The organism is Variovorax paradoxus (genome assembly GCF_022009635.1).
In the GTDB taxonomy this organism is placed as follows: Bacteria; Pseudomonadota; Gammaproteobacteria; order Burkholderiales; family Burkholderiaceae_C; genus Variovorax.
This window is the reverse complement of sequence record NZ_CP091716.1, coordinates 4,333,827-4,356,016: the sequence shown is the minus strand read 5'-3', so window position 1 is coordinate 4,356,016 and position 22,190 is coordinate 4,333,827. Positions and strand designations below refer to the sequence as shown.

Here is a 22,190-nt window from a genome sequence, read left to right as displayed (position 1 = left end):
TGAAAGGAACCGACAAATGAACTCCCGTCTGACTTCGCCCCGCGCCCTGGTGATTGCCTTGGCGACCGCGGGTGTGATCGGTGCCGTCGGTGCCGGTGCCTACACCAGCGCTCGCGCCGTGGGCGCGCCGGCCACCACCAACGCAGTCGCCACGGCGCCCGCGGCCATGGTCACGCTGCCCGACTTCTCGACCATCACCTCGCGCGATGGCCCGGCCGTGGTCAACATCAGCGTGACCGGCACCATGAAGGCGTCGGACGACGAGGCCGCGGCCGAGATCCAGGGCATCGACCCCGATGACCCGATGTTCCAGTTCTTCCGCCGCTTCCAGGGCCAGATGAACCCGCGCGGCCAGCAGCAGCAACGCGACGTGCCGGTGCGCGCGCAGGGTTCGGGCTTCATCGTCGACCCCAGCGGCATCATCATCACCAACGCCCACGTGGTGAAGGACGCGAAGGAAGTCACCGTCAAGCTGACCGACCGCCGCGAGTTCCGCGCCAAGGTGCTGGGCGCCGACGCCAAGACCGACATCGCGGTGCTGAAGATCGACGCCAAGAACCTGCCGGTGCTCGCACTGGGCAACACCAAGGACCTGAAGGTCGGCGAATGGGTGCTGGCCATCGGCTCGCCCTTCGGCTTCGAGAACACGGTGACGGCCGGCGTGGTGAGCGCCAAGGGCCGCTCGCTGCCCGACGACAGCTACGTGCCGTTCATCCAGACCGACGTGGCGGTGAACCCCGGCAACTCCGGCGGCCCGCTGCTCAACACGCGCGGCGAGGTGGTCGGCATCAACTCGCAGATATACAGCCGCAGCGGCGGCTACCAGGGCCTGTCGTTCGCCATTCCCATCGACGTGGCGATCCAGGTGAAGGACCAGATCGTCGCGACCGGCAAGGCCACGCACGGCCGGCTCGGCGTGGCGGTGCAGGAAGTGAACCAGGCCTTTGCCGATTCGTTCAAGCTCGACAAGCCCGAAGGCGCGCTGGTCTCGAACATCGAGAAGGGCGGCCCCGGCGACAAGGCCGGCCTGAAGGCCGGCGACGTGATCCGCAAGGTCAACGGCCAGCCGATCATTTCCTCGGGCGACCTGCCCGCGGTGATCGGCCAGCAGGCCCCGGGCAAGCAGGTCACGCTCGAGGTGTGGCGCCAGGGCGAACGCCAGGAACTGCAGGCCAAGCTCGGCGACGCGAGCGACAAGCCGGCGAAGGTCGCCAAGGCCGATGCCGACGTGGGGCAGGGCAAGCTGGGGCTGGCGCTGCGTCCGCTGCAGCCGCAGGAAAAGCGCGAAGCCTCGGTCGACAACGGCCTGCTGATCGAAGACGCCGCAGGCCCCTCGGCCCTGGCGGGCGTGCAGGCGGGCGACGTGCTGCTGGCCATCAACGGCACGCCGGCGCAGAGCGTGGAGCAGGTGCGCGAGGTGGTGGCCAAGGCCACCAACAAGTCGGTGGCGCTCTTGATCCAGCGCGGCGAAGACAAGATCTTCGTGCCGGTTCGCATCGGCTGACCGGCCCTGAAGGCGACGGCCGGATGACGCCGCCCGCAGAGCCGCCGCGAGAAGCGGGCGAGGGGCGCGCGACGGGCGGCGGCCTGTCGGCGCACATCCTGCCCACGTCGGCCACCATGATCGGCGTGTGCATGACCGTGATGTCGATCGGGCATCTCGGACCGCGCGACGACATGCGGCTGCTCATCGACCGCCTGCTGGCCGTGGACGCGCTGGTCTTCCTGACCAGCGCGTTGCTGTCTTTCATATCGATGCGTTCGCGCCGCTCCGGCGCGCGGCTGGAGAGCTGGGGCGAGGGAGTGTTCATCGCCGGCCTCGCGCTGCTGGCGCTCGGGGCCGTTACCCTGGCCTTCGCGTTGCGCTGACGCGGTTCAGGCCAGGGTGCAGGGCCAGTCCATCAGCACCCGCGTTCCCCCGGCGTGTTCGTCGGCGGTTTCTATCCGCAACTTGGCGCCGATCGACTGGGCGCGCGCCCGCATGTTGGCTATGCCGTGCCCCGGCGGGCGGCTGCCGTCGGGCGCGGCAGGCAGGCCCCGGCCGTTGTCGGTGAGCATGATGCGCACCAGCGGCGGCGTCTCTTCGCCGTGCCAACTCGCGTGCATCACGATGCGCGTGGCCGACGCATGCTTGAGCACGTTGGTGAAGGCTTCGAGCAGGATGCGCTGCAACTGCAGGGCCGCCTGAGCGGCAAAGGGCGCGGTGGCCGGTATCACGGCCACGTCCCACACCAGCTCGATGCCGGCCGCATCCAGGCGCGGCTGCAAGCGGTAGCGCAACGTGGCCAGAACGGTCGGCAGGTCGTCGTAGGTGGGTTGCAGCGAGTCGACGGCCATGCGCATCTCGTCGAGCGCGAGCTTCACGTGCTCCTCGACCACGTTGCGGTCGGGCGCGGGCTGCGTCACGACATTGAGCAGGCCCACCAGTTGCGAGCCGACCCCGTCGTGGATCTCCCGCATGATGCGCTGGCGCTCCAGCAGCACGGCCTGCTCCTGCTGCTGCTGGCGCATTGTGTCGAAAGCGCCGCGCAACTGCGCCTCGCGCTCGTCGATGCGGGCCGCGAGGTTGGCGTTGAGCGCCCTGTAGTCGGCCACGGTGCGGCTGTAGCGCTCTACCACCAGTCCGGCCAGGATCATCACGAAGATGAACATGGCATGCGCGGTCAGCGTGTACTCGGCGCCGCCGAACAGGCCCATGCGCACCAGCAGCAGGTCGTGCGCGCCGGCCAATATGGCGAGCGAGCCCGCCGCCATCAGCACCTTCGCGATGCGGCGGCGCCCCACCAGCGCGCCGTAAACCACATAGGGCAGGCAGACGATGCTCGTCACCTGCAGGATCACGAGGCCGCTGGTCCACAGCTTCGGCAGCGCGAAGGCGAAAGAGGCGCAGGCCAGCATGACGGTGGTGGCCAGCGCGGCGTAGATCGACCGCACCAGCCAAGGCGGGTTGCGCTCCAGCACCAGCAGCACGAAGCGCGCGATGAATCCGATGTGGCAGGCATAGCAGACCGCGACCACTGCGCCCCACAGCGGCCAGGGCACGGGCACTTCGGGCCACACCCGGTCGAGGTTGCGCGCCACGCCCGAGAGCGCGGCGAGCGCGAAGCAGCCGTAGAGCGCATCGCGCTGGCGCAGCCACAGCCCGCCCGCCATGCCGCCCATCAGCAGCAGGCTGACCGCATAGACGATGGCCGAGGTGTTGCGCCAGTTCTGCTGTGCGCGGTAGATGGGCGCGAGCGAGGCCTCGGTGCCGTACTGAACGCTGGCCAGCCCGGCACCGCGCTGCCGCTGGATGGTGGTGCGCACCACCAGCACCTGCGGCTGGCCCTCCCGGTGCAGCGCGGCCGCGACATGCACCAGGTGGTTGCCCTTGGAGGCCTCGTAGCCCGGGTCGCCCAACGTGCCGTAGCTGGCCACCAATGCATCGTTGAAAGACACGGCCACCTGGTTGCCAACGCCGGACATCAGCAGCGCCGACGGGGCGTTCGCCGGCACCGCGGAGGCGGGAAGCTCGATGCGGTAGCTGGCCTTGCCGCCGAGGCCGGGAAATTCATGGTCCCAGCGAAAGGGCAAGGGGACGCGGCGCACCTGCGTCGGCAGGCCGTCGGGCTCGAGGGTGGCTTCGGCGGAACTCACGTCGAGCACGCCGGGAGTTTCGGGTACCTCGGCGCCGGAGGCATGCGCGTGGAGCGCCATTGCCGCGAGCAGCGGCAGCCACAGCGCCGCCAGCAGCCAGCGGCGCACCCCCCCGGGAATCACGCTAGGGAAGCCAGCCGAGGTTGCGGGCCTCGAACACCGCTTCCGATTTGTTGTGCACATCCAGCTTGCCGTAGATATTGCGGATATGGGTTTGGACTGTCGAGGCCGAGACTCCCATTTGCGTGCCCACTTCGACATAGGTGAAACCACGAGAGACGAGGTCGAGCACCTCGAACTCGCGCGGCGACAGGCGCTCCGGGCGAATGCTGCCGCCGCCGAAGGGCGACGATGCGGCCGGCTTGGCGGGCGCCGCGGTGCCGGCACGGGCCTGCCAGCGGCGCAGCAGCTGCCGCGCGATCACCGGCGACATGGGCGAGCCGCCCGCTCGCAGGTGGCGGATGTGGGTGGCCAGCTCTGTCTCGGTGCCGTCCTTCAGCAGGTAGCCGCTGGCGCCGGCCTCGAAGGCCTGGACCATGTTGGCCTCGTCGCCGAAGATCGACAGCACCATCACCGCGCAGGCCGGCTGCATGGTGCGGCACTGGCTGATCACCTGCAGCCCGGGGCGGTCGGGCAGGCCCAGGTCCACCAGCAGCACGTCGACCGGGTTCTCGTTCAGCCAGGCCAGGATGTCGGTGGCATTGGAGGCGCTGAAGGCCAGGCTCAGCAACGGATCCGCGTCGACCACGCGCGCGATGCGCTGGCGCATGCCGGTGTCGTCTTCGACCAGGGCAACCTGCGTTGCCGGCGTCATGCGCCTGCCTGCTGCGTCACCCAGCGCCAGTTCTGTCGATCGATGGTTTGCGGATTCGGGGTCGGGCCCTTCTGGAAAACTTGCACGGTGATGCGGTCGGTGTCGATGTCGAGAAGGCCCCAGTTGCATTGCAGCGCGCCCAGCGTGACCAACGGGCATATTGCCGCGCCGGACGCTGTGGCCTCGAACAGCAACCGTCCGCGCTCGGTAGGGTACTGAGTGATCTTGTTGTGGTGGACGTCGCCGCTCAGGATGAGGATGCGGTATTCGTCCGCCAGTGCCAGCAGTCGGTCGTGCTCCGCGGCGCAGTCGAGCCAGGTTTCGCCGCTGTTGGCTTCGAACACGACCCCCGAGGCCAGAAGGTGAACCGTGTCGGACGAGGCGTCTATGCAGGCCGCCTCGAAGGCGTCGAGTTGCTTGCTGCCCATCAGCGCCTTGCGGCCGCGCGTCGACTTGAAGCTGCGGCCGTCGGTGAGGTGAAGCAGCACGTTTTCGGCAAGCGGCACGTTGCTGTAGCCGGGCGGCGGCACGTTGGCAGCCCACGGCGGCGGTACCTGTGGAAAGCTGCCGGGCGCGAACCTGGCGGCCAGTGCCTTGCGATAGCGCGCGAACACCGCGCGCGTCGGCGGCAGCAGGTGGCTGTACTGCGGCTGTCCTTCGACCTGCGCGCCGCATGAGCCGTTCCAGAGAAAGTCGTGGTCGTCCCAGATGGCGTGCGTGCGCAGCGTGGGGGTCTTCACGAGCGCGGAGAAGCCGGGGTGGCTGACCTGCTTGTAGAGACGCTCATGCGCATGCAGGGCGAAGGTGTTGGCGTCCATGGCCTGCACTTCGGCGGTGCTCAGTCCGTCGGCGTCGTAGTAGGCCGAGTCGCCCAGCAGCACCAGCTCGTTGCATTGAGCCTGTGCAATCTGGTCCCACACGGGTTGGTCGGGGAAGCTGTACGCGCTCATGCAGGACGTGAAGGCGATGCGCATGGTGAAGAGAAACCCTCGGAGGCTGTTTTCGAATCACGCCGAGGGTAGGGGGCGGGTGTGCCCCTGCACATCCTATATACGGGGGAGGCGCGGCGCGGCTTTTGCCGGCTGGTTGTGCGGTGCCTGAATCCGCGCGCGCCTGACCCGTTACTTGCTGCGGCGTCGCGTGGGCGCCGGCTTCTCGGCCGGCACGTAGGTCTGCGACGGCGCGGCGCCGCCGTCCACGCCCAGGCGGCCACCGCCGCCGAGGCCCTGGCCGCGCACCGTCTGCGCCTTGTAGTTGCGCAGCGAACGGACCATCTGGTTGAAGGCGTCCATGAAGGCGGCGGCAATCACCTTGCCTTGGGGCGTTCGCGTGTAGCCGCCGATGCCACCGGCGGCGGAAAGGCCGCTCAGGTTGCCGAAGCCGCCGAAGTCGGTCTTGGAGGCGCTGCCTTCCGCGGCCGCGACCTGCACGCCGGAGCGGTTGTCGATCAGGGTCAGCAGCGCGCTGGCTTCCTTGGTCTGCATGCTGGCGCCGAGCTGCGCGATGGCACGGCCACGGCCGCCACCCACCAGGCCGCCGAGCGCGCCACCCAGGCCACCGGCGTCGCTGTTGCTGAACACGATTTCGGGCGACAGGCCGTAATCGGACGCCACCATCTGGCCGCGGCCGAAGTTGCTGCCGCCGCGCATTTCGCCCGACTGCTGCAGCGCGCGTTCACGCGTCATGGCGTTCATGCCGGCGGCGCCGCGCTCGACCACGACGAAGCAGTTCGATTGCTGCACCAGCAGGCGCAGCAGGTTGGCGGTGGGCGGCAGCTTGTATTCGCCGGTGAGCACCGTGTACCAGCCGGCGCTCTGGTTCTCGATCAGCGAAACCGTGCCCAGCGGGGAGTCGCAGCGCTCGAGCTGGCTGCTTTCGCCGGAGGTCGCTCCGCCGGCGGCGCTGCCGGTGGCCACGGTCTTGGCCGACTGGCTGCCCATTTGCATGTCCATGGTCTGGCAACCCGAAAGGGCCAGCAGGCCGGCGAGTGCGCTTGCGAGAGAAAGTTTGGAAAAAGCCATGTCCCGATCTGTCAAGTGAAAACAAAGCGGCGCGCCCGGGGAGGCGCCACCTGTCTCAACCGAAGATGGGACCGCATGGCCTGTCGTGACCTCCCGACTCGTCGCGCCAGCGACCGCGGGACGATACGGACCGACGGACCGGCGCACCAGTGCCAAAAGTCATGGGTGTGCGCGGGCGATGAATGAATTTGCCCGGTTCAGGACAGGTAATTGCCGTTGGCTTCGGGCTGGAACAGCACCGAGACCACGCGCGCCTCGCCTTCCGCGCCGTTGGGCATGTGCCAGCGCGCAAGCGCGCCGGCACGCTGTCCGAGCAGGCCGATGCCGACAGGCGACAGCACCGACACGCAGCCCGCGCCGGGCTGGGCGTCGTCGGGATAGCAGAGGGTGATTTTCTGCTTCTGGCGGGTGGCCGGGTCTTCGATCTCGACTTGCGAGTTCATCGTGACGATGTCCGCGGGCACCTCGCGCGAGGGCAGGATGTCGGCCACGTCGAGCAGGTCGGACAAGGCCGGCGGAATGGCGCCGCCCGCCAGTTTGCCGAGGCGGACGAAGTCGAGTTCGGTGAGCGTGCGCTCTCCGAGAATGGTTGCAGGCATGAAGCACTCCAATTGAATGCGACGCCGCCCGTTGCCGTGGAAGAGCAGGCGAAGTCGCTACCGCGCGGGGTGGTGCCCGGCGGTCAATGGTTCGCGCAACAAGAAAGAAGGTAGCGGACCGCCGGGCTCAGGAAAGTGCGGAGGTGCGTCGCAAGACCGTCGTGATCGCCACCGCAACGACGACGCCCGCGCCACGGCCGGCCGCTGCCTGGGGCAGGGCTGCGCGTGCAGGGTGCTTGCGGAACGTGGACGGGAGGGCCATTCGGTCGAGTTTAGGTGCCAGGGTGGTGCGCATCAAGCGAATGGCCTCACGTGTCTTGCCGGTAAGAGCCGGACACTGGTATGCACAATCGCGCGATGCGCACTTTTCTTCTGTTCGTTGCGACGGCTCTCGCGGAAATCATCGGCTGCTATCTGCCTTACCTGTGGCTCAAGCAGGACCGCACGGCCTGGCTGCTGGTGCCCGCGGCGATCAGTCTCGCGGCCTTCGCATGGCTGCTGACCTTGCATGAAGCGGCGGCGGGCCGTGTCTATGCGGCCTACGGCGGCGTGTACATCGGCGTGGCGATCATCTGGTTGTGGGCGGTCGACGGCATCCGGCCGACTGGATGGGACATGGCCGGTGTCGCGGTGTGTCTCGCGGGCATGGGGCTCATCGCGTTCCAGCCGCGGTAGCCGGAGCAAGACTCACGGCTTGCTGGCGTGGCGAATCGGAATCAGCAGGTCGGTGCGCAAGTCGGCTTGAGAGACCGTGCGCGGTGAATTCAGGTAGTGCTCCAGCGTGGGCCGGTCGTCGGGCTCGTAGCCGCTGCCGGGCAGCCATCGCGCATAGAGAGATTGCACGGCTGCGTTGATGCGCGCATAAGGGCCGGCCAGGCGATGCACGGCATAGCGGCCGCCGGGTATGTCGAGCAGTTCGACATCCGTGTCGTCTTCCGGCCAGGGCTCGGGCGAGGCGTCGCGGCGTAGTACCTGAAGCCGCTGGTGTCCTCCGGGTCGCTGAATGAAGCGCCCCAGTGCTCCGACAGCACTCGCGTGCCTGCATGAAGGCGCAACCGTCGGTGGGTGTGGGGGATGGTCGCGAACGATCCCCGGTGCCGCAGCGCATGCAGCCGCTGCGTCTGGCGTTCGACGATCCGAACGGTGGGCGCAGTGCTGCCGTCGTTGCCGGCCTGCGGCATCGCGTCGACATCGAGCACCGCGCGGACCATCTGCCGCTGGAAATCGCGCGGCGACTGTCCGGTGAACTGCCCGAAGGCGCGCGTGAAGGCCTGCGGGCTCTCGTAGCCCACCGCCATTGCGACCTGCGTGATGCTCTGGTCGCCAGCTTCCAGCAGTTGCGTCGCGAGCGCGAGCCGCACGCGGCGCACCGTGGCGGCCACGGTCTCACCGGCCACGCTGGCGTAGACGCGATGGAAATGAAAAGGGGAGAAGTGCGCGAGCCGCGCGAGGTCTTCGAGCCGATGATCGGCCATCGGGTCCGCGACGATGGCCGCGACCGCGCGTGCCACGCGGGCGCGATAGTCCTGCTCGGTTCGACGGCTTTCCATGCGCGCCAGTGTGCGCCGTTTGCGGGGCGTGCGCTTAGCGGACTTTGCGGAAATCGTGGGCCGAAGATCGTGAGGCGCACGCCACAAAAGAAAAAGCCCGCTGCTCGTGAAAACAGCGGGCTTCTCAGAGGCCTTGCGGCTTGATTTGGCTCCTCGACCTGGGCTCGAACCAGGGACCTACGGATTAACAGTCCGGCGCTCTACCAACTGAGCTATCGAGGAACAAGCCTTAAATTATATGCAATGGATTTGCCGATTTTGAGCGTGACAGCTTGATTTTTTTATCTTCGATGCATCGACGCAAACAAGTCGCGCATGGAAGGCAAATGAAAATGCCCCGCTACTTTGTGAGTAGCAGGGCATCCAGTTGCCTTGCGGCTTGTTTTGGCTCCTCGACCTGGGCTCGAACCAGGGACCTACGGATTAACAGTCCGGCGCTCTACCAACTGAGCTATCGAGGAACAAGCCTTAGATTATAGCGTGATTTTTTGCGCCTTCTCAACTGCGCACGTCTTCATCGATAAATTTGTGAGGCGCACCACACTCACAGCGCGATGCTCACGCCAAGACGCAGCGTGCGCGGCGCACCCGGAAACAGGTAGACGTGGCTGAACTGGTATGGCGACTCCTTCCAGTAGCGGCGGTCGAACAGGTTGTCGACCGCGAGCGTCCAGCTCGTGTTCACGCCGCGCAGCTTGGTGTCGTAGCGCAGCACTGCGTCGACGCGGGTCCACGAAGGCAGCGTGATCGACCCGTCGGGCAGCACGTTGCGTCGGCCTTCGTACGAAAGCTGGCCTGCGATCTCCAGCCCCGGCACCGAGGCGACGCGGTACGCGGCCTGTGCCCGCAACACTTCCTTCGGCACATTGGTCGGCGACTGCCCGTTGAGCGCCGGGTTCTCGGTGCTGCCGCGCCGCTTGGCGTCGATCACGGCGACGCTGCCGCCCAGGCGCCACGGCCCCTGGGTCCATTGCGCGCCGGCCTCCAGCCCCCGATGCACCGCGCGGCCGTCGTTGCGCACTTCGCAATAACCGCTGCACAGGTCGAGATTGGTCATCGGCCGCGAAATGTCGAACCATGCGACCTGCCAGTTGAATGCATCGCTGCCGCCCTTCAGGCCCAGCTCCCATTGGCGCGAAGTCAGCGCGGGCAGGGCCTGCCCGGCGTTGCTGTACTGCGAGATCCTGTTCGGCACGACCTGCGACTCCACGCCCTTGCCCCAGCTTGCATAGGCCAGCAAGCCCGGCTGGATGGCGTAGCTCGCCGCGATCCAGGGCGTGGTCACGTCCTGCTTGTAGCTCGTCGGGTTCGAGCCGTCGTTGCCGATGCTGCTGCGGTCCAGCCGCGTGTGGCGCACGCCGAGCCAGGTGGTGAAGCGGTCGTTCCAGCGGATGGCGTCCTGCACCGACAGTTCGGTCGAGCGCTCGTCGCGATTGGTCTGCGGCGTGGTGGCATCGGGGTTGGCCGGCACCATGGCCGTGCCCCAGATGTTGCCGGTGCCCGCGTAGTTGTAGGCCTGGTCCTGGAAGCGATTGCGCACGCGGCTTTGCAGCAGGCCGAAGCCCAGTTCGTGCTTCACGCTGCCGGTGGTCACGTTGCCCTTGAGGTTCAGGCTGCCAGCCGTCTGCGTGCGGCGTTCGTTGTCGCTGCGGAAGTCGTAGACATCGAAGGTGCCGTCGGAGCAGTAGCGGTCGTAGTTGCCCTCGGCGCTGCAGCCGAAGGCGTAGGCCAGCCGGTCGTCGCTCTTCAGGCGCTGCTGGCCGATCTGCGCGGTCCAGCGCCAGTCGGTATTGATCGCCTGGCTGAAACGCACGGTGCCCGTCAGCGCCTTGAACACCGAGGGCTGCGACCACGGCTGGTTGTTGAGGTTGATGCGCGGATCGACTGGCCTGGGCAGAACGCTGCCGAGCAGGCTGTAGCCGTTCTGGCTCGGCTGCGTCTTGCGGCTTTGCTCGATCTCGAACTCCAGCACCGAGTCGCGCGTGATGCGCCAGTCGGCCGCGAGCGAGAACAGGTTGCGGTTGCCGTCGAGGTCGTGCGTGATCGGCTTGAGGTTTTCGCTCGCCACGTTGATGCGATAGCCGAACTCGCGGTTCTCGCCGAAGCGCCCACCCAGGTCGATGGCGCCCAGCAGGCTGCCGCGGCTGGTGGTCTCGATGCGCACCGTGCGCAGGTCCTGCTCGGTCGGCCGCTTGACGACGTAGTTGACGAGGCCGCCCGGCGCGCTGGTGCCGGCCTGGATGCCGCTGGTGCCGCGCAGGATCTCCACGCGCTCCTTGTTGTCCAGCGGGATCGAGGTCTCGGCGCTGATCGGCAGGCCTTCGCGCCGGTAGTTGAAGCGGTTGTCCAGCACGAAGCCGCGCACCGTCAGGTAGTCCCAGTAACCGGCGGAGTTGTAGGCGTCGGTGACGGAGGCGTCGAACTGCGTGAGGTCCGCGAGCCGGCGCGCGCCGCTGGCGCGCAGTTGCTGGCTGTCGATCACCGTGGCGGAAATCGGCAGCTCGCGCAGCGGCACGTCGCCGAAGCCGCTGATGTCGGCCTGCGGCGCGGCGGCGCCTTCATTGACGGTGACTTCGCGCAATGCGGCCTGCTGTGCCTGCGCGCCGCATGCGGCGGTGAAAAGAACGACGGCCAGTGCGCGTGAAACGGGCGAGAGCTGCCAGGGGGAAAAAGAAAGAGGGGGCTTGGGTAGATTCATTCTGTTCAGTTGCCGGCGGCGCTGCTGTTCATTGCCGTCATCCATTGCTCGGCCGTGGCCTCGGGGTCTTCGGCCGCGACCAGTGCGCGCACCACGGCGACGGAGCCAACGCCCGTGGCCAGCACTTCGGGCAGGCGCACCGCGTCGATGCCGCCGATGCCCACCTGCGGATAGCCGCGCAGCAGGCGCGCATAGGCTCCGAGCCGCGCCACGCCCTGCGGCGCGGTCGCCATCTTCTTGAGCGTGGTCGGGTATACGGCGCCCATCGCGATGTAGCTCGGGCTCACCTTGTCGGCGCGCACCATCTCGGCATAGCCGTGCGTGCTCACGCCGAGCCGCGCGCCCGAGGCGCGCAACTGCGCCAGCTGATCGGGCGAGAGTGCGTCCAGGTCTTCCTGGCCCAGATGGATGCCGTAGGCGCCGGCCGCAATCGCGACCTGCCAGTGGTCGTTGATGAAGAGCAGCGCAGCGGTGCCGCGCACCGCTTCGACAGCGGCCTGCACTTCGCGCTCGATGGCCGCCGCGTCCTCGGACTTGAAGCGCAGCTGCACCGTCGGCACACCGGCGCGCGCCATGCGGCCGACCCATTGCGCGTCGGGCAGCACGGCGTAGAGGCCGAGGCGCTCGGGGCAAGGCGGAAACGCATCGTCGCGCGCGGTCGGTGGAAACGGCCGCATGCCGAAATCGGCGGGCGCGTCGGGCCACAGCGCGGCGTCGAAGTTGCTCAGGCGCAGCGTCTGCGCGCGCCAGGCATGGGCGAGGCATTCGGCATCGATCTCGATGAAGCCGAGTGCCGAGCAGGCCTGCTTGGCGCCACGGTAGACCGGGTCGTCCGACGAGAAGACCGGCGCGCTCACGGGCGCGGCAGTGATGGCACCGAAGCGCAACCCGTGGGCCGCGACGATGGCTTGCGCGATGGCGCGGGCGTCATTGATCGCCGCTGTCATGGCGCGTGGTGCCAGAAGGGCGTGCCGAGCACCGGCGTGCTGGCTTGCGCGGCGTCCTGCGAGGCCATGGCGCCGGCTCGGTGCGCGGCGCGGCCGGCCTGCACCGCATCGGAAAAAGCGCCGGCCATAGCCACCGGGTCTTGCGCCAGCGCCACCGCCGTGTTGAGCAGCACGCCGTCGTAGCCCCACTCCATCACCTGGCACGCATGCGAGGGCAGGCCCAGGCCGGCGTCCACCAGCATCGGCACCTTCAGTCGGTCGCGCAGCACCTGCAGCGCATAGGGGTTGACCGGCCCGCGCCCGGTACCGATGGGCGCGGCCCACGGCATCACGGCCTGGCAGCCGACATCGACCAGCCGCTGGCAGAGCACCAGGTCTTCGGTGCAATAGGGCAGCACCTTGAAGCCCTCGCGAATCAGCTGCGATGCCGCGTCGACGAGGTTGAGCGTGTCGGGTTGCAGCGTGTAGTCGTCGCCGATCAGTTCGAGCTTGATCCAGGGCGTGCCGAAAAGCTCGCGCGCCATCTGCGCGGTGGCGACCACCTCCTGCACGCTGTGGCAGCCGGCGGTGTTGGGCAGCACCGGCACCTCGAGGCGGCGCAGCAGCTCCCAGAAACCGTTGCCCAGGTCGCTGTTGCCGGAGCCCTGGTTCGCGGTCTGGCGGCGCAGCGAGGCGGTCAGCATTGCGGGTTTCGCGCGCTTCACCGCGGCTTCCAGCAGGTCGGGCGACGGGTAGCGTGCTGTGCCCAGCAGCAGCCGGCTCTGGAAGGTCTCGCCGTAGAGAACCAGCGGGTCGTCATGCGTGGTGTTCATCGTGTCGTCTCCATCAATCAATCAGCCGCCCGTCACGGGGCGGATCACTTCGATGCGGTCGTCGGGTTGCAGCGCGCGCCCGGCATATGCGGAGCGCGGCACGAACTCGCGGTTCACCGCCACCGCGAACGGCGGCGTGGCGTCCAGCGCGGCCAGCGCATCGGTCAGCAGGGCGTCGTCGGGCAGCGTGAAGGGCTTGTCGTTGATCAGGATGTTCATGTGTGGGAGGTCTCCATGCCGAAGCTCGCCGCGAGCGCCGAGCGGCCGTGCGCAAGCAGTTCCATCGCGGCGTCGAGCAGCGCGGGCGCGATCATGAAGCCGTGGCGGTAGAGCCCGTTGATGCGCAGCACGCGCGGCTGCGGCTGCTCGATGGCGGGCAGGTTGTCGGGCAGGGTGGGGCGGCACTGCGTGGCGATCTCCACGATGCGCGCCTCGGCGAAGCCGCTGTGCACTGCGTACGCTGCGCTCAGCAGTTCCAGCGTGGATCGCACGCTGGCGGGCGACATGTCGTCCGACTCGATCTCGGTCGCGCCGATGACGAACAGGTTGCCCGGCTTGGGCGCGATGTAGAGCGGATAGCGCGGATGCACGAGCCGCGTGGGCCGCTGCAGCGTCACTTCAGGGGCGTGCACCCGGATCACCTCGCCGCGCACGCCGCGCAGTGCGTTCCACTGGGGCCGGGCGCCGAGGCCGCGGCAATCGATCACCTGGTCCGGCTGGCCTGGCGTGCCGGGCGAAAAGTCCGATGGCGCGCGCGCCGATTGCCAGTGCAGCGTCACGTTCTGGTTTGCCTGCAAGGTGACGAGCAGGGATGCGAGCAGCGCGCGGTTGTCGAGCTGACCTTCGCCCGGCAGGAACAGGCCCTGTGCGAAGCGCTGGCCCAGCGAGGGCTCCAGCGCGGCGATCGCCTTGCCGTCGAGCGTTTGCATCGGCGCGAGCTCGGGCACCTGCGTGCCGGTGTTGGCAAGCACGCGTGCAAGGCGTGCGGCTTCGGTGGCATCCTGACGGTGCCACAGCACCAGCGTGCCTTCGCGCTGGAAGAACACCGGCTGCGCCAGTTTCGCCAGCAGTTCGGGCCAGCGCGACAGCGCATGCTGCCCCATGCGCACGACAGACACCGGCGCCACCGCCGATTCGGCCAGCGGCGCGAGCATGGCGGCGGCCACGCGTGCGGCAGCGCCTTCCGCGTCGGGGCTGCCCGCTTCGAACAGGTCGACCTTGCAGCCCGCCTGCGCGAGCGTCACCGCCATCAGGCGGCCCATGAGGCCAGCGCCGAGGATGGCCACAGACTGAAAAGGAAGTTTCATGGTTTCGCTCCTTCCCCCTCTGGGGGAAGGCTGGGATGGGGGCAGGCAGAGCGCCCACGATGAGCGCCGTTTGCCCCCGCCCTTGCCCTCCCCCGGAAGGGGAGGGAGAAGAAGAGTCGCCGATAATTTTCGGCATGACCCAAGCACCCACCCAGCGCTACGCACGCGTGCTCTCCATCGCCGGCTCCGACAGCGGCGGCGGCGCCGGCATTCAGGCCGACCTCAAGACCTTCGCGGCGCTCGGCTGCTACGGCATGACGGCCATCACCGCGCTCACCGCGCAGAACACGCTCGGCGTTTCCGGCATCCACGGCGTGCCGCCAGACTTTCTCAAGGCGCAGATCCAGGCCGTGGTGGAAGACATCGGCGTCGATGCCGTCAAGCTCGGCATGCTGCACGCGCCCGAGGTGGTCGAAGTGGTGGCCTGGGCCATCGACCGCTACCAGCTGAAGAATGTGGTGCTCGACCCCGTGATGGTCGCCACCAGCGGCGACCGCCTGATCGCGGCCGAGACGGTGCAGGTGCTGGTGCGCGAGCTGTTTCCGCGCGCGCTGGTGGTCACGCCCAACCTCGACGAGGCGGCCTTGCTGATCGGCCATGCCATCGGCGGCGTGGACGCGCTCGACGGCGCGGCCGACGAACTGCTCGCGCTCGGCGCGAAGGCCGTGCTGCTCAAGGGCGGCCATCTGCCGGGCGATGACGTGGTCGACGTGCTGCTGCAGTCCGGCGGCGAACGCACGCGGCTGGCTTCGAAGCGCATCGACAGCCCGAACCTGCATGGCACCGGCTGCACGCTCTCGTCCGCCATCGCGGCGCACCTGGCATTGGGCGCGGCGCTGCCGGAGGCGGTCGAGAAGGCACGCGCGTACATCCTCGGCGCGATGGCGGCCGGCGCGAACGTGAAGATCGGCGCGGGTCATGGCCCTCTCAACCACGGCTTTGCGCCAGTGCCGACGCACCGCGTTGCGCTGAAGGCCGGCTGATCCACGCGAGCGCGAAGGTCGCGGCCAGGGTCGGCAGCGCGGAGCCGAACTGCGGCGCCCACTTGGCCAACGCGTGGTACGCGGCAATGCCCGCGATCCAGATCAGCGCCGCGCCGAAGTCGATCTTCCGCGTGCCGCCGGCCGGCACGGACTGTCCCGTGCCCAGCCGGCCGATGATCACGCCGTACAGCGGCACGAACACCGAGCTCAACAGCAGCAGGAAGGGCTCCAGCGTGTGCATCGGCAGCACCAGCGCGAAGGCGATGCACAGTGCGGCCAGCAGCAGGCCCCAGCGCTTCACGCTCCAGCGCGGCAGCAGGCTGTGCGTGGACACCGAACCCGAATACACGTCGCCATAGGCGTTGTCGAGCTCGTCGATCAGGATCAGGCCCAGCGCCAGCAGGCCGCCCTGCGCGAGCAGCAGCGCCGTCACCAGTTCGGTGCCCGGCTCGGCCACGCTGACCACCATCACGCCCAGCGCATAGCACCAGATGTTGGCCAGCGCGTAGCCCAGCCAGGTGCCGCTGAAGGCGCTGCCCAGTCCGCCCGTGCTTCGCTTGCCGTGCCGCGCATAGTCGGCCACCAGCGGCAGCCAGGAAACCGGCATGGCGATGACGAGGTCCAGCGCGCCGAACATGCCCATGCTGCCGTCACCCGGCCGCGCCCAGAAGGCGTCGAGACCCTTGGCATGCAGCCGTGTTGCGAACTGCCAGCTGAGCCACAGCAGCGACAACACCACCAGCGGCAACCCGAAGCGGCTGACGAAGCGGCGCACCAGCTTGACCATCGAGCCGGCGAGCAGGGCCAGCAGCACCGCGCCCCAGAGCAGCGTGGTCAGCACGCCGCCCCAGGCCGAGCCGATGGACGGCCCGAAAGCCGCCTGGCCGATGGCCTGTGTGCCCTCGCGCATGACCACCAGCTCAAAGGTGGTCCATCCCACCAGTTGCACGATGTTCAGCAGCACCGGCAGTCGCGCGAAGGCGCTGCCGTAGGTGGCGTGCATGAGGCCGGCGCTGGCCAGGCCGCTCTCGCAGCCGAGCCGCGCGGTCCAGGCCAGCAGGCCGGCGCCGAGGCAGGAGCCCAGCACGATGGCAATGGCCGCGTCCCGCGTGCCCACGGCGGGCACCAGGTAAGCGCCGATCTGCATCACCAGCAGGCCGACGCCCAGGCTGAACCACAGCGCGGCATGGTCGTGCCAGCCGAAGACGCGGCGCGAAGCGGGCAGCGGCGTCAGCGCTTCGTTGGAGGCGATTGCATCGTTGTTGTTGTCGTGTGCCATCCGTTTGCTCCAGTGCAAAAGGTTTGGCAGGTGGGCGGGGGCCGAGCGACACGGTCGTCACGCGAGAGAACGTGAGCGGCCACCGGACCAGCTTCCCTGCGCGAGGATTACCTCAATCAGGTTCAAAGGGACTTTCTCAGCCGGACGGCAAGCCGTCCAGCACCCCTAGCAAGTGCGCCCCGGGGAACCCGTGGCGCGGGTGGAAGTTTATCCGCTGCCGGGAAGCCGCAATGGCAGGCGTGCCTTTGCACGCAAGGGGAAACCCTCGGATCGCACTCTCGCCGCGCGAGAATCACCGCGCCCTGAAGAAAAAACAGAAGAAAACAGAAGAAAAGGGCGCGCGTGCCGATAAGCAGACAGGCAGAAAAAAAGGGAGAGGGATTTGCATGGCCGATGAGGATTTCAAGGACAGCCGCCTGCGGCGCTTCAGGGTCGACGTGGGCACCATCATCTGTGCGGTCGCGTTGCTGCAGTCGCTGCTGCTGGTGGCGTTCGGCTACTGGGCGGCCGAGAAGCTGGTGTCCAGGGTGGGCACGACCGCGCACAAGATCAACCACGACCGGGTCGAGGACAACGTGCTGGCCTTCCTCGCCAAGACCGAGGGCGTCATCCGCGCCATCGCCGATTCGCCCAGCGTGCATGCCACCGGCGAAGACGGCGAGCAGACCGCCGAGATGCTCTGGACCATGCTGGAGCAGACGCCGGAGCTCGACAGCATCAATGTGGCCACCGACGACGGCCATGTGCTGATGGCGGTGCGCTACCCGGTTCCGGCCATCCGCCAGGTGCTGCGCGGCCCGGACTTCAGCACCGAGACCTGGCAGTACAAGAGTTCGCCCGACCTCGAAGGCGGCGACGCCAGGCAGCGCTTCGCGACGACGTCCATCTCCTCCTATCGCAGCGACTTCGACCCCGAGAAGCGCACCTGGTACCGGGAAGCCGTGGAAGCGAAAGGCCCGGTGTGGACCGAGCCCTTCCTGATGAGCGACGCGAAGGAACTGGCCATCGGCCATGCGCGGCCTTCCGGGCGCATCGACGACGAAGGTCACAGGCGCGGGCTGGTGGTCGACGCCAACGTGTCGCTGGGGCACCTGTCGAGGCTCGTGCGCATCTTCGGCGCGCTGGGAAGCGGCGAGAGCGCCTTGCTCAGCGCCGACCATCACGTGATCGCGCGCAGCGACCACCCCGAACCCGTGCGCCAGCTGGAATCGCCCGACACCGGCGTGCTCGGCGCCATTCACGGCCACATGCTCGCGGCCAGCACGGCGGGCGGCGCCGAGGACGTGGCTTTTGCCATCGAGCACGAAGGGCGCAACTACCTCGTGCAGACCTCGCACATGCCGCACACCCGCTGGCAACTGATCAGCTGGGAACCCGAAGACTTGCTGCTCGGCAGCCTGCATCGCTCGGTGATATGGGCGCTGTTGCTGACGCTGAGCTTCCTCGGCGTGGCGCTGTTCATTTCGCTGCGCCTGTCGAAGCTCGTGACCCGGCCGATCGAGAACCTCTCGCGCGTGGCGCGCCGCATCGGGCGGCTGGAGCTGGACAACCTGCCGCTCGAGCCGAGCCGGGTGCTGGAGATCCAGCATCTCAACCAGGCGCTGGACGAATCGGCGCGCAGCCTCCAGGCCTTCAGGAAGTTCGTGCCTGTGGACATCCTGCGGCAACTGGTGGCCGAGGGCCACGCCCTGGCGCCCGGCGGCTCGCCGCGCCGCGTCACCGTGATGTTCACCGACGTGGAGGGCTTCACCACCATCTCGGAATCGATGCCCGCCGATGTGCTCGTGAGGCAGCTGACCGAGTACTTCAACCTGGCGGCCGGCATCTTCACGCGGCACGGCGGCGTGGTCGACAAGTTCATGGGCGACGGCATCATGGTGCTGTGGGGCGCGCCGGCCGACCTGGAAGACGCGGAGTACCGCGCCTGCCGGGCGGCGCTGGAATTGCACGCCGAGATGAGCGCGCTCAACGCCAAGTGGCGCGCCGAAGGCCTGCAGGAGTTCCGCACGCGCGTCGGCATCCACACCGGGCCCGTGGTCGCCGGCGTGCTCGGCTCGAGCAACCGGCTGTCGTACACCGCCATCGGCGACACGATCAACGCGGCGAGCCGCATCGAGGCCGCCAACAAGGAACTGGGCACGCGCACGCTGATATCGCAGGACACCTTCGACGGGCTGGATGGTCGCCTTGCCACGCGCCGCATCGAGGAACTGGCCGAGTTGCGCGGCCGGCAGACGCGCATGGTGCTCTACGAGCTGCTACAGGTCGAGCACCAGCCGGGGTGAGCGGGCCCGCGAGCAGCAGGGCAGGAACTGGTCGTTGGCGGCCTGCTCCGCGGGCGTGAGGTAGAGGTCGTTGTGCTCGACCTCGCCCTGCAGCACCCGCGTGAGGCAGGTGCCGCACACGCCTTGGGCGCACGACACCGGAATGTCGATGCCTTCGGCGGCCAGCGCATCCACCACGCTGAGGGCGGCCGGCACCCGCACCACGCGGCCCGAACTGCGCAGCTCGACTTCGAATTCGCCTTGCGCGCCGGCCGGCAGCGCGGCGCCCGCGAAGTATTCGAAATGCACCTGCGCATCCGGCCAGCGCAGTGCGCGCGCGGTGGTGCGCACCGCATCCAGGAAACCCTGGGGGCCGCACACGTACAGATGCCTGCCGGGCGCGGGCTGTCCGATGGTCGAGCTTGGATCGAGCCATTGCGCGGGCGGCCCGTCGTCATGGTGGAAGAATACCTTGTCCGCGAAGGCGCTGCCCTCCAGCTGCCGCCGGTAGGGCGCGCGCCCGGCGGTGCGGCTGCAGCAGTGCAGCGCGAAGTCGGCGCCCAGCGCCGCCAGCCGCCGGGCCATCGACAGCAGCGGCGTCACGCCGATGCCGCCGGCCAGCAGCAGGCTGTGCGTGGCGTTCTCGTCGAGCGGAAAGTGGTTGCGCGGCGGGCTGATGTTCAGCACCGCGCCTTCATGCACCGCGTCGTGCATTGCGAGCGAGCCGCCGCGCGAGGCGGCGTCGCGCAGCACACCGATCTCGTAGTGGTCGTCCTGCGCCGGCAGGTTGCACAGCGAATACTGGCGCACCAGCCCGCCGGGCAGGCTCACGTCGATGTGCGCGCCGGGCGCGAAGTCCGGCAGGCGCGCGCCGTCGGCTGCCACCAGCCGGAATCCGGCCACGCCCTCGGCCTCGACCGTCTTGCGCGCCACGCGCACCGCAATGGCGGGGGCCGCGGCCGCGCTCATTCGCGCACGAGGAAATTGCCGGCCTCGAAGTGCACCGGCGGCGCCTCGGGGTCGAAGCTCACGCCGGCCGGGTCGCGCCCCTCGCGCACCGCGTCGAGCTGGCGCTGCAGCAGCCGGCGCAGCATCACGATGCCGCGGTCCGAGGAGGCCAGGTGCTCTTCGGAATGCGCGGTGATCGCGCCCTGGCTCACCTGCGCCTCGTAGTCGCCCGGGAAGGCGCGGTGCTCGGCCTCGGTCAGTTCTTCCCACAGCTTGCCGTTCAGGCGCGAGCGCACGCGGGCGAGGTCGCCGGGGGTCTTCACGCGGCCGGCGGTGTAGATGCGGAAGCTGTGGTCGTCGATGGGCAGCACCCAGCCGATGGACTCCACCCGCCCGTAGGCCGCCACGCGCGGGTTCGGCACCACGCGCAGGGTCGGCAGCACCGGGCCGGCCACGCGGCGGAATGTGCTGCCGTCTTCCGTTTTGCGGATCGAGGTGATCATCACGCCGGTCTCGGTGCTCTCGAAGGTCACTTCGGGCATCTGGCCCATCAGCGCCACGAACTGCGTGCCGCTGAAGCTGCCGTGCAGCACCGGCACGTGGAAGGGGTCGGCCACGTTCTCGTAGTGCTGCAGCCAGTTGCACGGAATGATCTGCGGCCCGCCGCCGCCGATGCTGTTGCCGTCGGCCTCCAGCGTCTCGCCTTCGTCCAGCGTTTCCAGGCAGTCGTAGCGCGGCAGTACCGGCTTCTTCTCGGCCGGGCCGAGGTAGGCCCAGATCAGGCCGTAGCGCTCTTCCACCGGATACCAGGGCTGGCGCACACGGCCACGGGTGCGCGCTCCGCCATCGGGCTCGCAGGGCTGGTCGACGCAGTGGCCCTGCACGTCGAACATCCAGCCGTGGTAGCAGCAGCGGATGCCTTCTTCCTCCACGCGACCGTAGTAGAGCGACGCGCCGCGGTGCGCGCAGCGCCAGTGCACCAGGCCCGGGCGGCCCTTCTTGTCGCGAAACAGGATCAGGTCTTCGCCCAGCACGCGCACCTGGCGCGGCGTGTCGCCGGCGTCCGCCGTCAGGCCGACGGGGTGCCAGTAGCGGCGCAGCAGCTCGCCCATCGGCGTGCCGGCGCCGACTTCGGTCAGCTCGGGCTTGTGGCTCGGCGGCTTGCGGCCGTAGGCGGTGCCGGTGTCGAAGGCGATGGGCTGCCATTCGCCGGCGGCGGAAGTTGGAGGAACGGTGGGGGCGACGGTGCTCATTCGGGGGTGACTCCAGCGGCCTTGATCAGGTCCGCGACGCGGGGAAAGTCGGCCTTGTAGCTGGCCTTGAACTCGGCGGGCGTGCTGCCCAGCGGCTCGAATCCGAAGCCGGCCAGGCGCTCCTGGATGTCGGGCATCTTCGTGATCTCGCGCAGCGCGGTCGACCATTCGTCGAGCACGGGCTGCGGTGTCTTTGCCGGGGCGTACACGCCGATCCAGCTGTCGAGGTCGAAGCCCGGGAAGCCCTGTTCGGTGAAGGTGGGCACGTTGGGCATCGAGCGCACGCGCTGGCGGCCGGTGATGCCAAGCACCTTGATGCGGCCTGCCTGCGCGAGGCCGCGCGCGGTCGCGGGATTCGCCCATGCCACGCCCAGCGCTTCGCCGAACATGTCGTTGTGCGCCGCGGCCTCGGCCTTGTAGGGCACGTGGACCAGGTCCAGCTTGTTCTGGCGCGCCAGCAGCTCGCCGAAGAGGTGCGCGTTGGAGCCGTTGCCCCAGGTGCCGTACGAGATGCCGGGATGCGCCTTGGCGTAGGCCACGAACTCGCGCACGTTCGAGAACGGCGCCGAGGCGCGGGCGATCAGCATCGGCCCGCCGGTGGCCAGCTGCGACAGTGGCTCGAAGTCCTTCACCGGGTCGTAGGGCAGCTTCGGCTGCAGCACCACGTTGTTGATGTGCGTGAGCGGCAGCGTGAGCAGCACGGTGTAGCCGTCGGGCGCGGCCTTGGCGACGGCGTCTGCGGCGATGGTGCCGCTCGCGCCGGGCCTGGCTTCGACGATCACCGGCTGGTTCCAGCGGGCCTTGAGTTTCTCGGCGTAGACGCGGGCGATGGTGTCCATCGGGCCGCCGCCGGAGCCGAACGGGACGATGCGCACCACGCGGTTGGGAAATTGCGGGGCCTGCGCGAAGGCGGGCAGGGCGAGTGCCGCGAAGCCGGCGCCGAGGGTGCCGAGCGCGCGGCGGCGGGTGGCCTCGCCCGGTGGCGAGGGTCTGAACCGATTCATCGTGTCTCCAGTCGTGATGTACTTGTGCGCTCGACGATACGGACAGCCCGCCCCACGGGCAATTCGAAGCTTTGA

Annotated in this window: 20 protein-coding genes, 2 tRNA genes, 1 pseudogene and 1 riboswitch; of the genes and pseudogenes, 5 read left to right on the top strand and 18 right to left on the bottom strand. The window is 68.7% G+C overall.

Annotated features, from left to right (window positions below):
* The first annotated feature begins 16 nt into the window (after positions 1-16).
* Positions 17-1,504, top strand: coding sequence for a DegQ family serine endoprotease (locus tag L3V85_RS20145; protein WP_237674496.1), 1,488 nt, complete (start codon positions 17-19; stop codon positions 1,502-1,504).
* Positions 1,505-1,527: 23 nt separating this feature from the next.
* Complete coding sequence (locus tag L3V85_RS20140; RefSeq protein ID WP_237674495.1) at positions 1,528-1,869, top strand: hypothetical protein; 342 nt, start codon at positions 1,528-1,530, stop codon at positions 1,867-1,869.
* A 6-nt stretch (positions 1,870-1,875) separates the two neighbouring features.
* Here L3V85_RS20140 and L3V85_RS20135 read toward each other — a convergent pair whose 3' ends face one another.
* The 5 genes from L3V85_RS20135 to L3V85_RS20115 all read right to left on the bottom strand — a co-directional run bounded on the left by L3V85_RS20135 (position 1,876) and on the right by L3V85_RS20115 (position 7,070).
* Complete coding sequence (locus tag L3V85_RS20135; protein ID WP_237674494.1) at positions 1,876-3,759, bottom strand: sensor histidine kinase; 1,884 nt, start codon at positions 3,757-3,759, stop codon at positions 1,876-1,878.
* A gap of 1 nt (position 3,760) precedes the next feature.
* Positions 3,761-4,450 carry a response regulator transcription factor gene (locus L3V85_RS20130; protein ID WP_237674493.1) on the bottom strand — a complete coding sequence of 230 codons (690 nt, stop codon included), beginning with the start codon at positions 4,448-4,450 and terminating at the stop codon, positions 3,761-3,763.
* On the bottom strand, positions 4,447-5,424 hold the full coding sequence (locus L3V85_RS20125; RefSeq protein WP_237674492.1) for a hypothetical protein: 978 nt from the start codon (positions 5,422-5,424) through the stop codon (positions 4,447-4,449). Before L3V85_RS20125 ends, L3V85_RS20130 begins: the two co-directional genes overlap by 4 nt.
* Positions 5,425-5,571: 147 nt before the next feature.
* On the bottom strand, positions 5,572-6,471 hold the full coding sequence (locus tag L3V85_RS20120; RefSeq protein ID WP_237674491.1) for a CsgG/HfaB family protein: 900 nt from the start codon (positions 6,469-6,471) through the stop codon (positions 5,572-5,574).
* 197 nt (positions 6,472-6,668) lie between these two features.
* On the bottom strand, positions 6,669-7,070 hold the full coding sequence (locus tag L3V85_RS20115) for a GreA/GreB family elongation factor (RefSeq protein WP_237674490.1): 402 nt from the start codon (positions 7,068-7,070) through the stop codon (positions 6,669-6,671).
* Between the two features lie 357 nt (positions 7,071-7,427).
* Here L3V85_RS20115 and L3V85_RS20110 point away from each other — a divergent pair, with 357 nt between their 5' ends.
* A complete protein-coding gene (locus L3V85_RS20110) occupies positions 7,428-7,745 on the top strand; it encodes a YnfA family protein (RefSeq protein ID WP_237674489.1) in 318 nt (105 codons plus the stop codon).
* 12 nt (positions 7,746-7,757) lie between these two features.
* Here the strand turns inward: L3V85_RS20110 and L3V85_RS20105 are convergent, their stop codons facing one another.
* The 9 genes and pseudogenes from L3V85_RS20105 to L3V85_RS20065 all read right to left on the bottom strand — a co-directional run bounded on the left by L3V85_RS20105 (position 7,758) and on the right by L3V85_RS20065 (position 14,384).
* The gene (locus L3V85_RS20105; RefSeq protein ID WP_337250090.1) at positions 7,758-7,955 is read right to left on the bottom strand and encodes a GyrI-like domain-containing protein; all 198 of its coding nucleotides are present in this window, start codon (positions 7,953-7,955) and stop codon (positions 7,758-7,760) included.
* A gap of 386 nt (positions 7,956-8,341) precedes the next feature.
* Positions 8,342-8,545: pseudogene (locus tag L3V85_RS20100) on the bottom strand (helix-turn-helix transcriptional regulator); the annotation flags it as partial.
* 221 nt (positions 8,546-8,766) lie between these two features.
* Positions 8,767-8,842, bottom strand: a tRNA-Asn gene (locus L3V85_RS20095).
* A 163-nt stretch (positions 8,843-9,005) separates the two neighbouring features.
* Positions 9,006-9,081 (bottom strand) — tRNA-Asn (locus L3V85_RS20090).
* Between the two features lie 83 nt (positions 9,082-9,164).
* A complete protein-coding gene (locus L3V85_RS20085) occupies positions 9,165-11,318 on the bottom strand; it encodes a TonB-dependent siderophore receptor (RefSeq protein ID WP_237674488.1) in 2,154 nt (717 codons plus the stop codon).
* A 5-nt stretch (positions 11,319-11,323) separates the two neighbouring features.
* Positions 11,324-12,265, bottom strand: coding sequence for a thiamine phosphate synthase (gene thiE / locus L3V85_RS20080; protein WP_237674487.1), 942 nt, complete (start codon positions 12,263-12,265; stop codon positions 11,324-11,326).
* Positions 12,262-13,077 (bottom strand): thiazole synthase, encoded by an 816-nt coding sequence (locus L3V85_RS20075; protein WP_237674486.1) that lies wholly within the window; start codon positions 13,075-13,077, stop codon positions 12,262-12,264. The genes thiE and L3V85_RS20075 overlap by 4 nt, the downstream gene beginning before the upstream one ends.
* Before the next feature lie 21 nt (positions 13,078-13,098).
* Positions 13,099-13,296, bottom strand: coding sequence for a sulfur carrier protein ThiS (gene thiS, locus L3V85_RS20070; protein WP_237674485.1), 198 nt, complete (start codon positions 13,294-13,296; stop codon positions 13,099-13,101).
* A complete protein-coding gene (locus L3V85_RS20065) occupies positions 13,293-14,384 on the bottom strand; it encodes an FAD-dependent oxidoreductase (protein WP_237674484.1) in 1,092 nt (363 codons plus the stop codon). The genes thiS and L3V85_RS20065 overlap by 4 nt, the downstream gene beginning before the upstream one ends.
* 134 nt (positions 14,385-14,518) lie before the next feature.
* Here L3V85_RS20065 and thiD point away from each other — a divergent pair, with 134 nt between their 5' ends.
* Entirely contained in the window at positions 14,519-15,367 is an 849-nt protein-coding gene (thiD, locus tag L3V85_RS20060; protein WP_237674483.1) for a bifunctional hydroxymethylpyrimidine kinase/phosphomethylpyrimidine kinase, read from the top strand.
* Here the strand turns inward: thiD and L3V85_RS20055 are convergent.
* Entirely contained in the window at positions 15,312-16,646 is a 1,335-nt protein-coding gene (locus tag L3V85_RS20055; RefSeq protein ID WP_237674482.1) for a purine-cytosine permease family protein, read from the bottom strand. The genes thiD and L3V85_RS20055 overlap by 56 nt on opposite strands.
* A 76-nt stretch (positions 16,647-16,722) precedes the next feature.
* Positions 16,723-16,823: riboswitch (TPP riboswitch) on the bottom strand.
* A 209-nt stretch (positions 16,824-17,032) separates the two neighbouring features.
* Here L3V85_RS20055 and L3V85_RS20050 point away from each other — a divergent pair.
* Positions 17,033-18,931, top strand: coding sequence for an adenylate/guanylate cyclase domain-containing protein (locus tag L3V85_RS20050; RefSeq protein WP_237674481.1), 1,899 nt, complete (start codon positions 17,033-17,035; stop codon positions 18,929-18,931).
* Here the strand turns inward: L3V85_RS20050 and L3V85_RS20045 are convergent.
* Genes L3V85_RS20045 through L3V85_RS20035 form a run of 3 tightly spaced genes read right to left on the bottom strand, consistent with a single transcriptional unit; the run spans position 18,905 to position 22,115 of the window.
* Positions 18,905-19,879, bottom strand: coding sequence for a PDR/VanB family oxidoreductase (locus L3V85_RS20045; RefSeq protein ID WP_237674480.1), 975 nt, complete (start codon positions 19,877-19,879; stop codon positions 18,905-18,907). The two genes, L3V85_RS20050 and L3V85_RS20045, sit on opposite strands and share 27 nt — an antisense overlap.
* On the bottom strand, positions 19,876-21,111 hold the full coding sequence (locus tag L3V85_RS20040; protein WP_237674479.1) for an aromatic ring-hydroxylating dioxygenase subunit alpha: 1,236 nt from the start codon (positions 21,109-21,111) through the stop codon (positions 19,876-19,878). The genes L3V85_RS20045 and L3V85_RS20040 overlap by 4 nt, the downstream gene beginning before the upstream one ends.
* A complete protein-coding gene (locus L3V85_RS20035; RefSeq protein WP_237674478.1) occupies positions 21,108-22,115 on the bottom strand; it encodes a Bug family tripartite tricarboxylate transporter substrate binding protein in 1,008 nt (335 codons plus the stop codon). The genes L3V85_RS20040 and L3V85_RS20035 overlap by 4 nt, the downstream gene beginning before the upstream one ends.
* Positions 22,116-22,190: the final 75 nt, after the last annotated feature.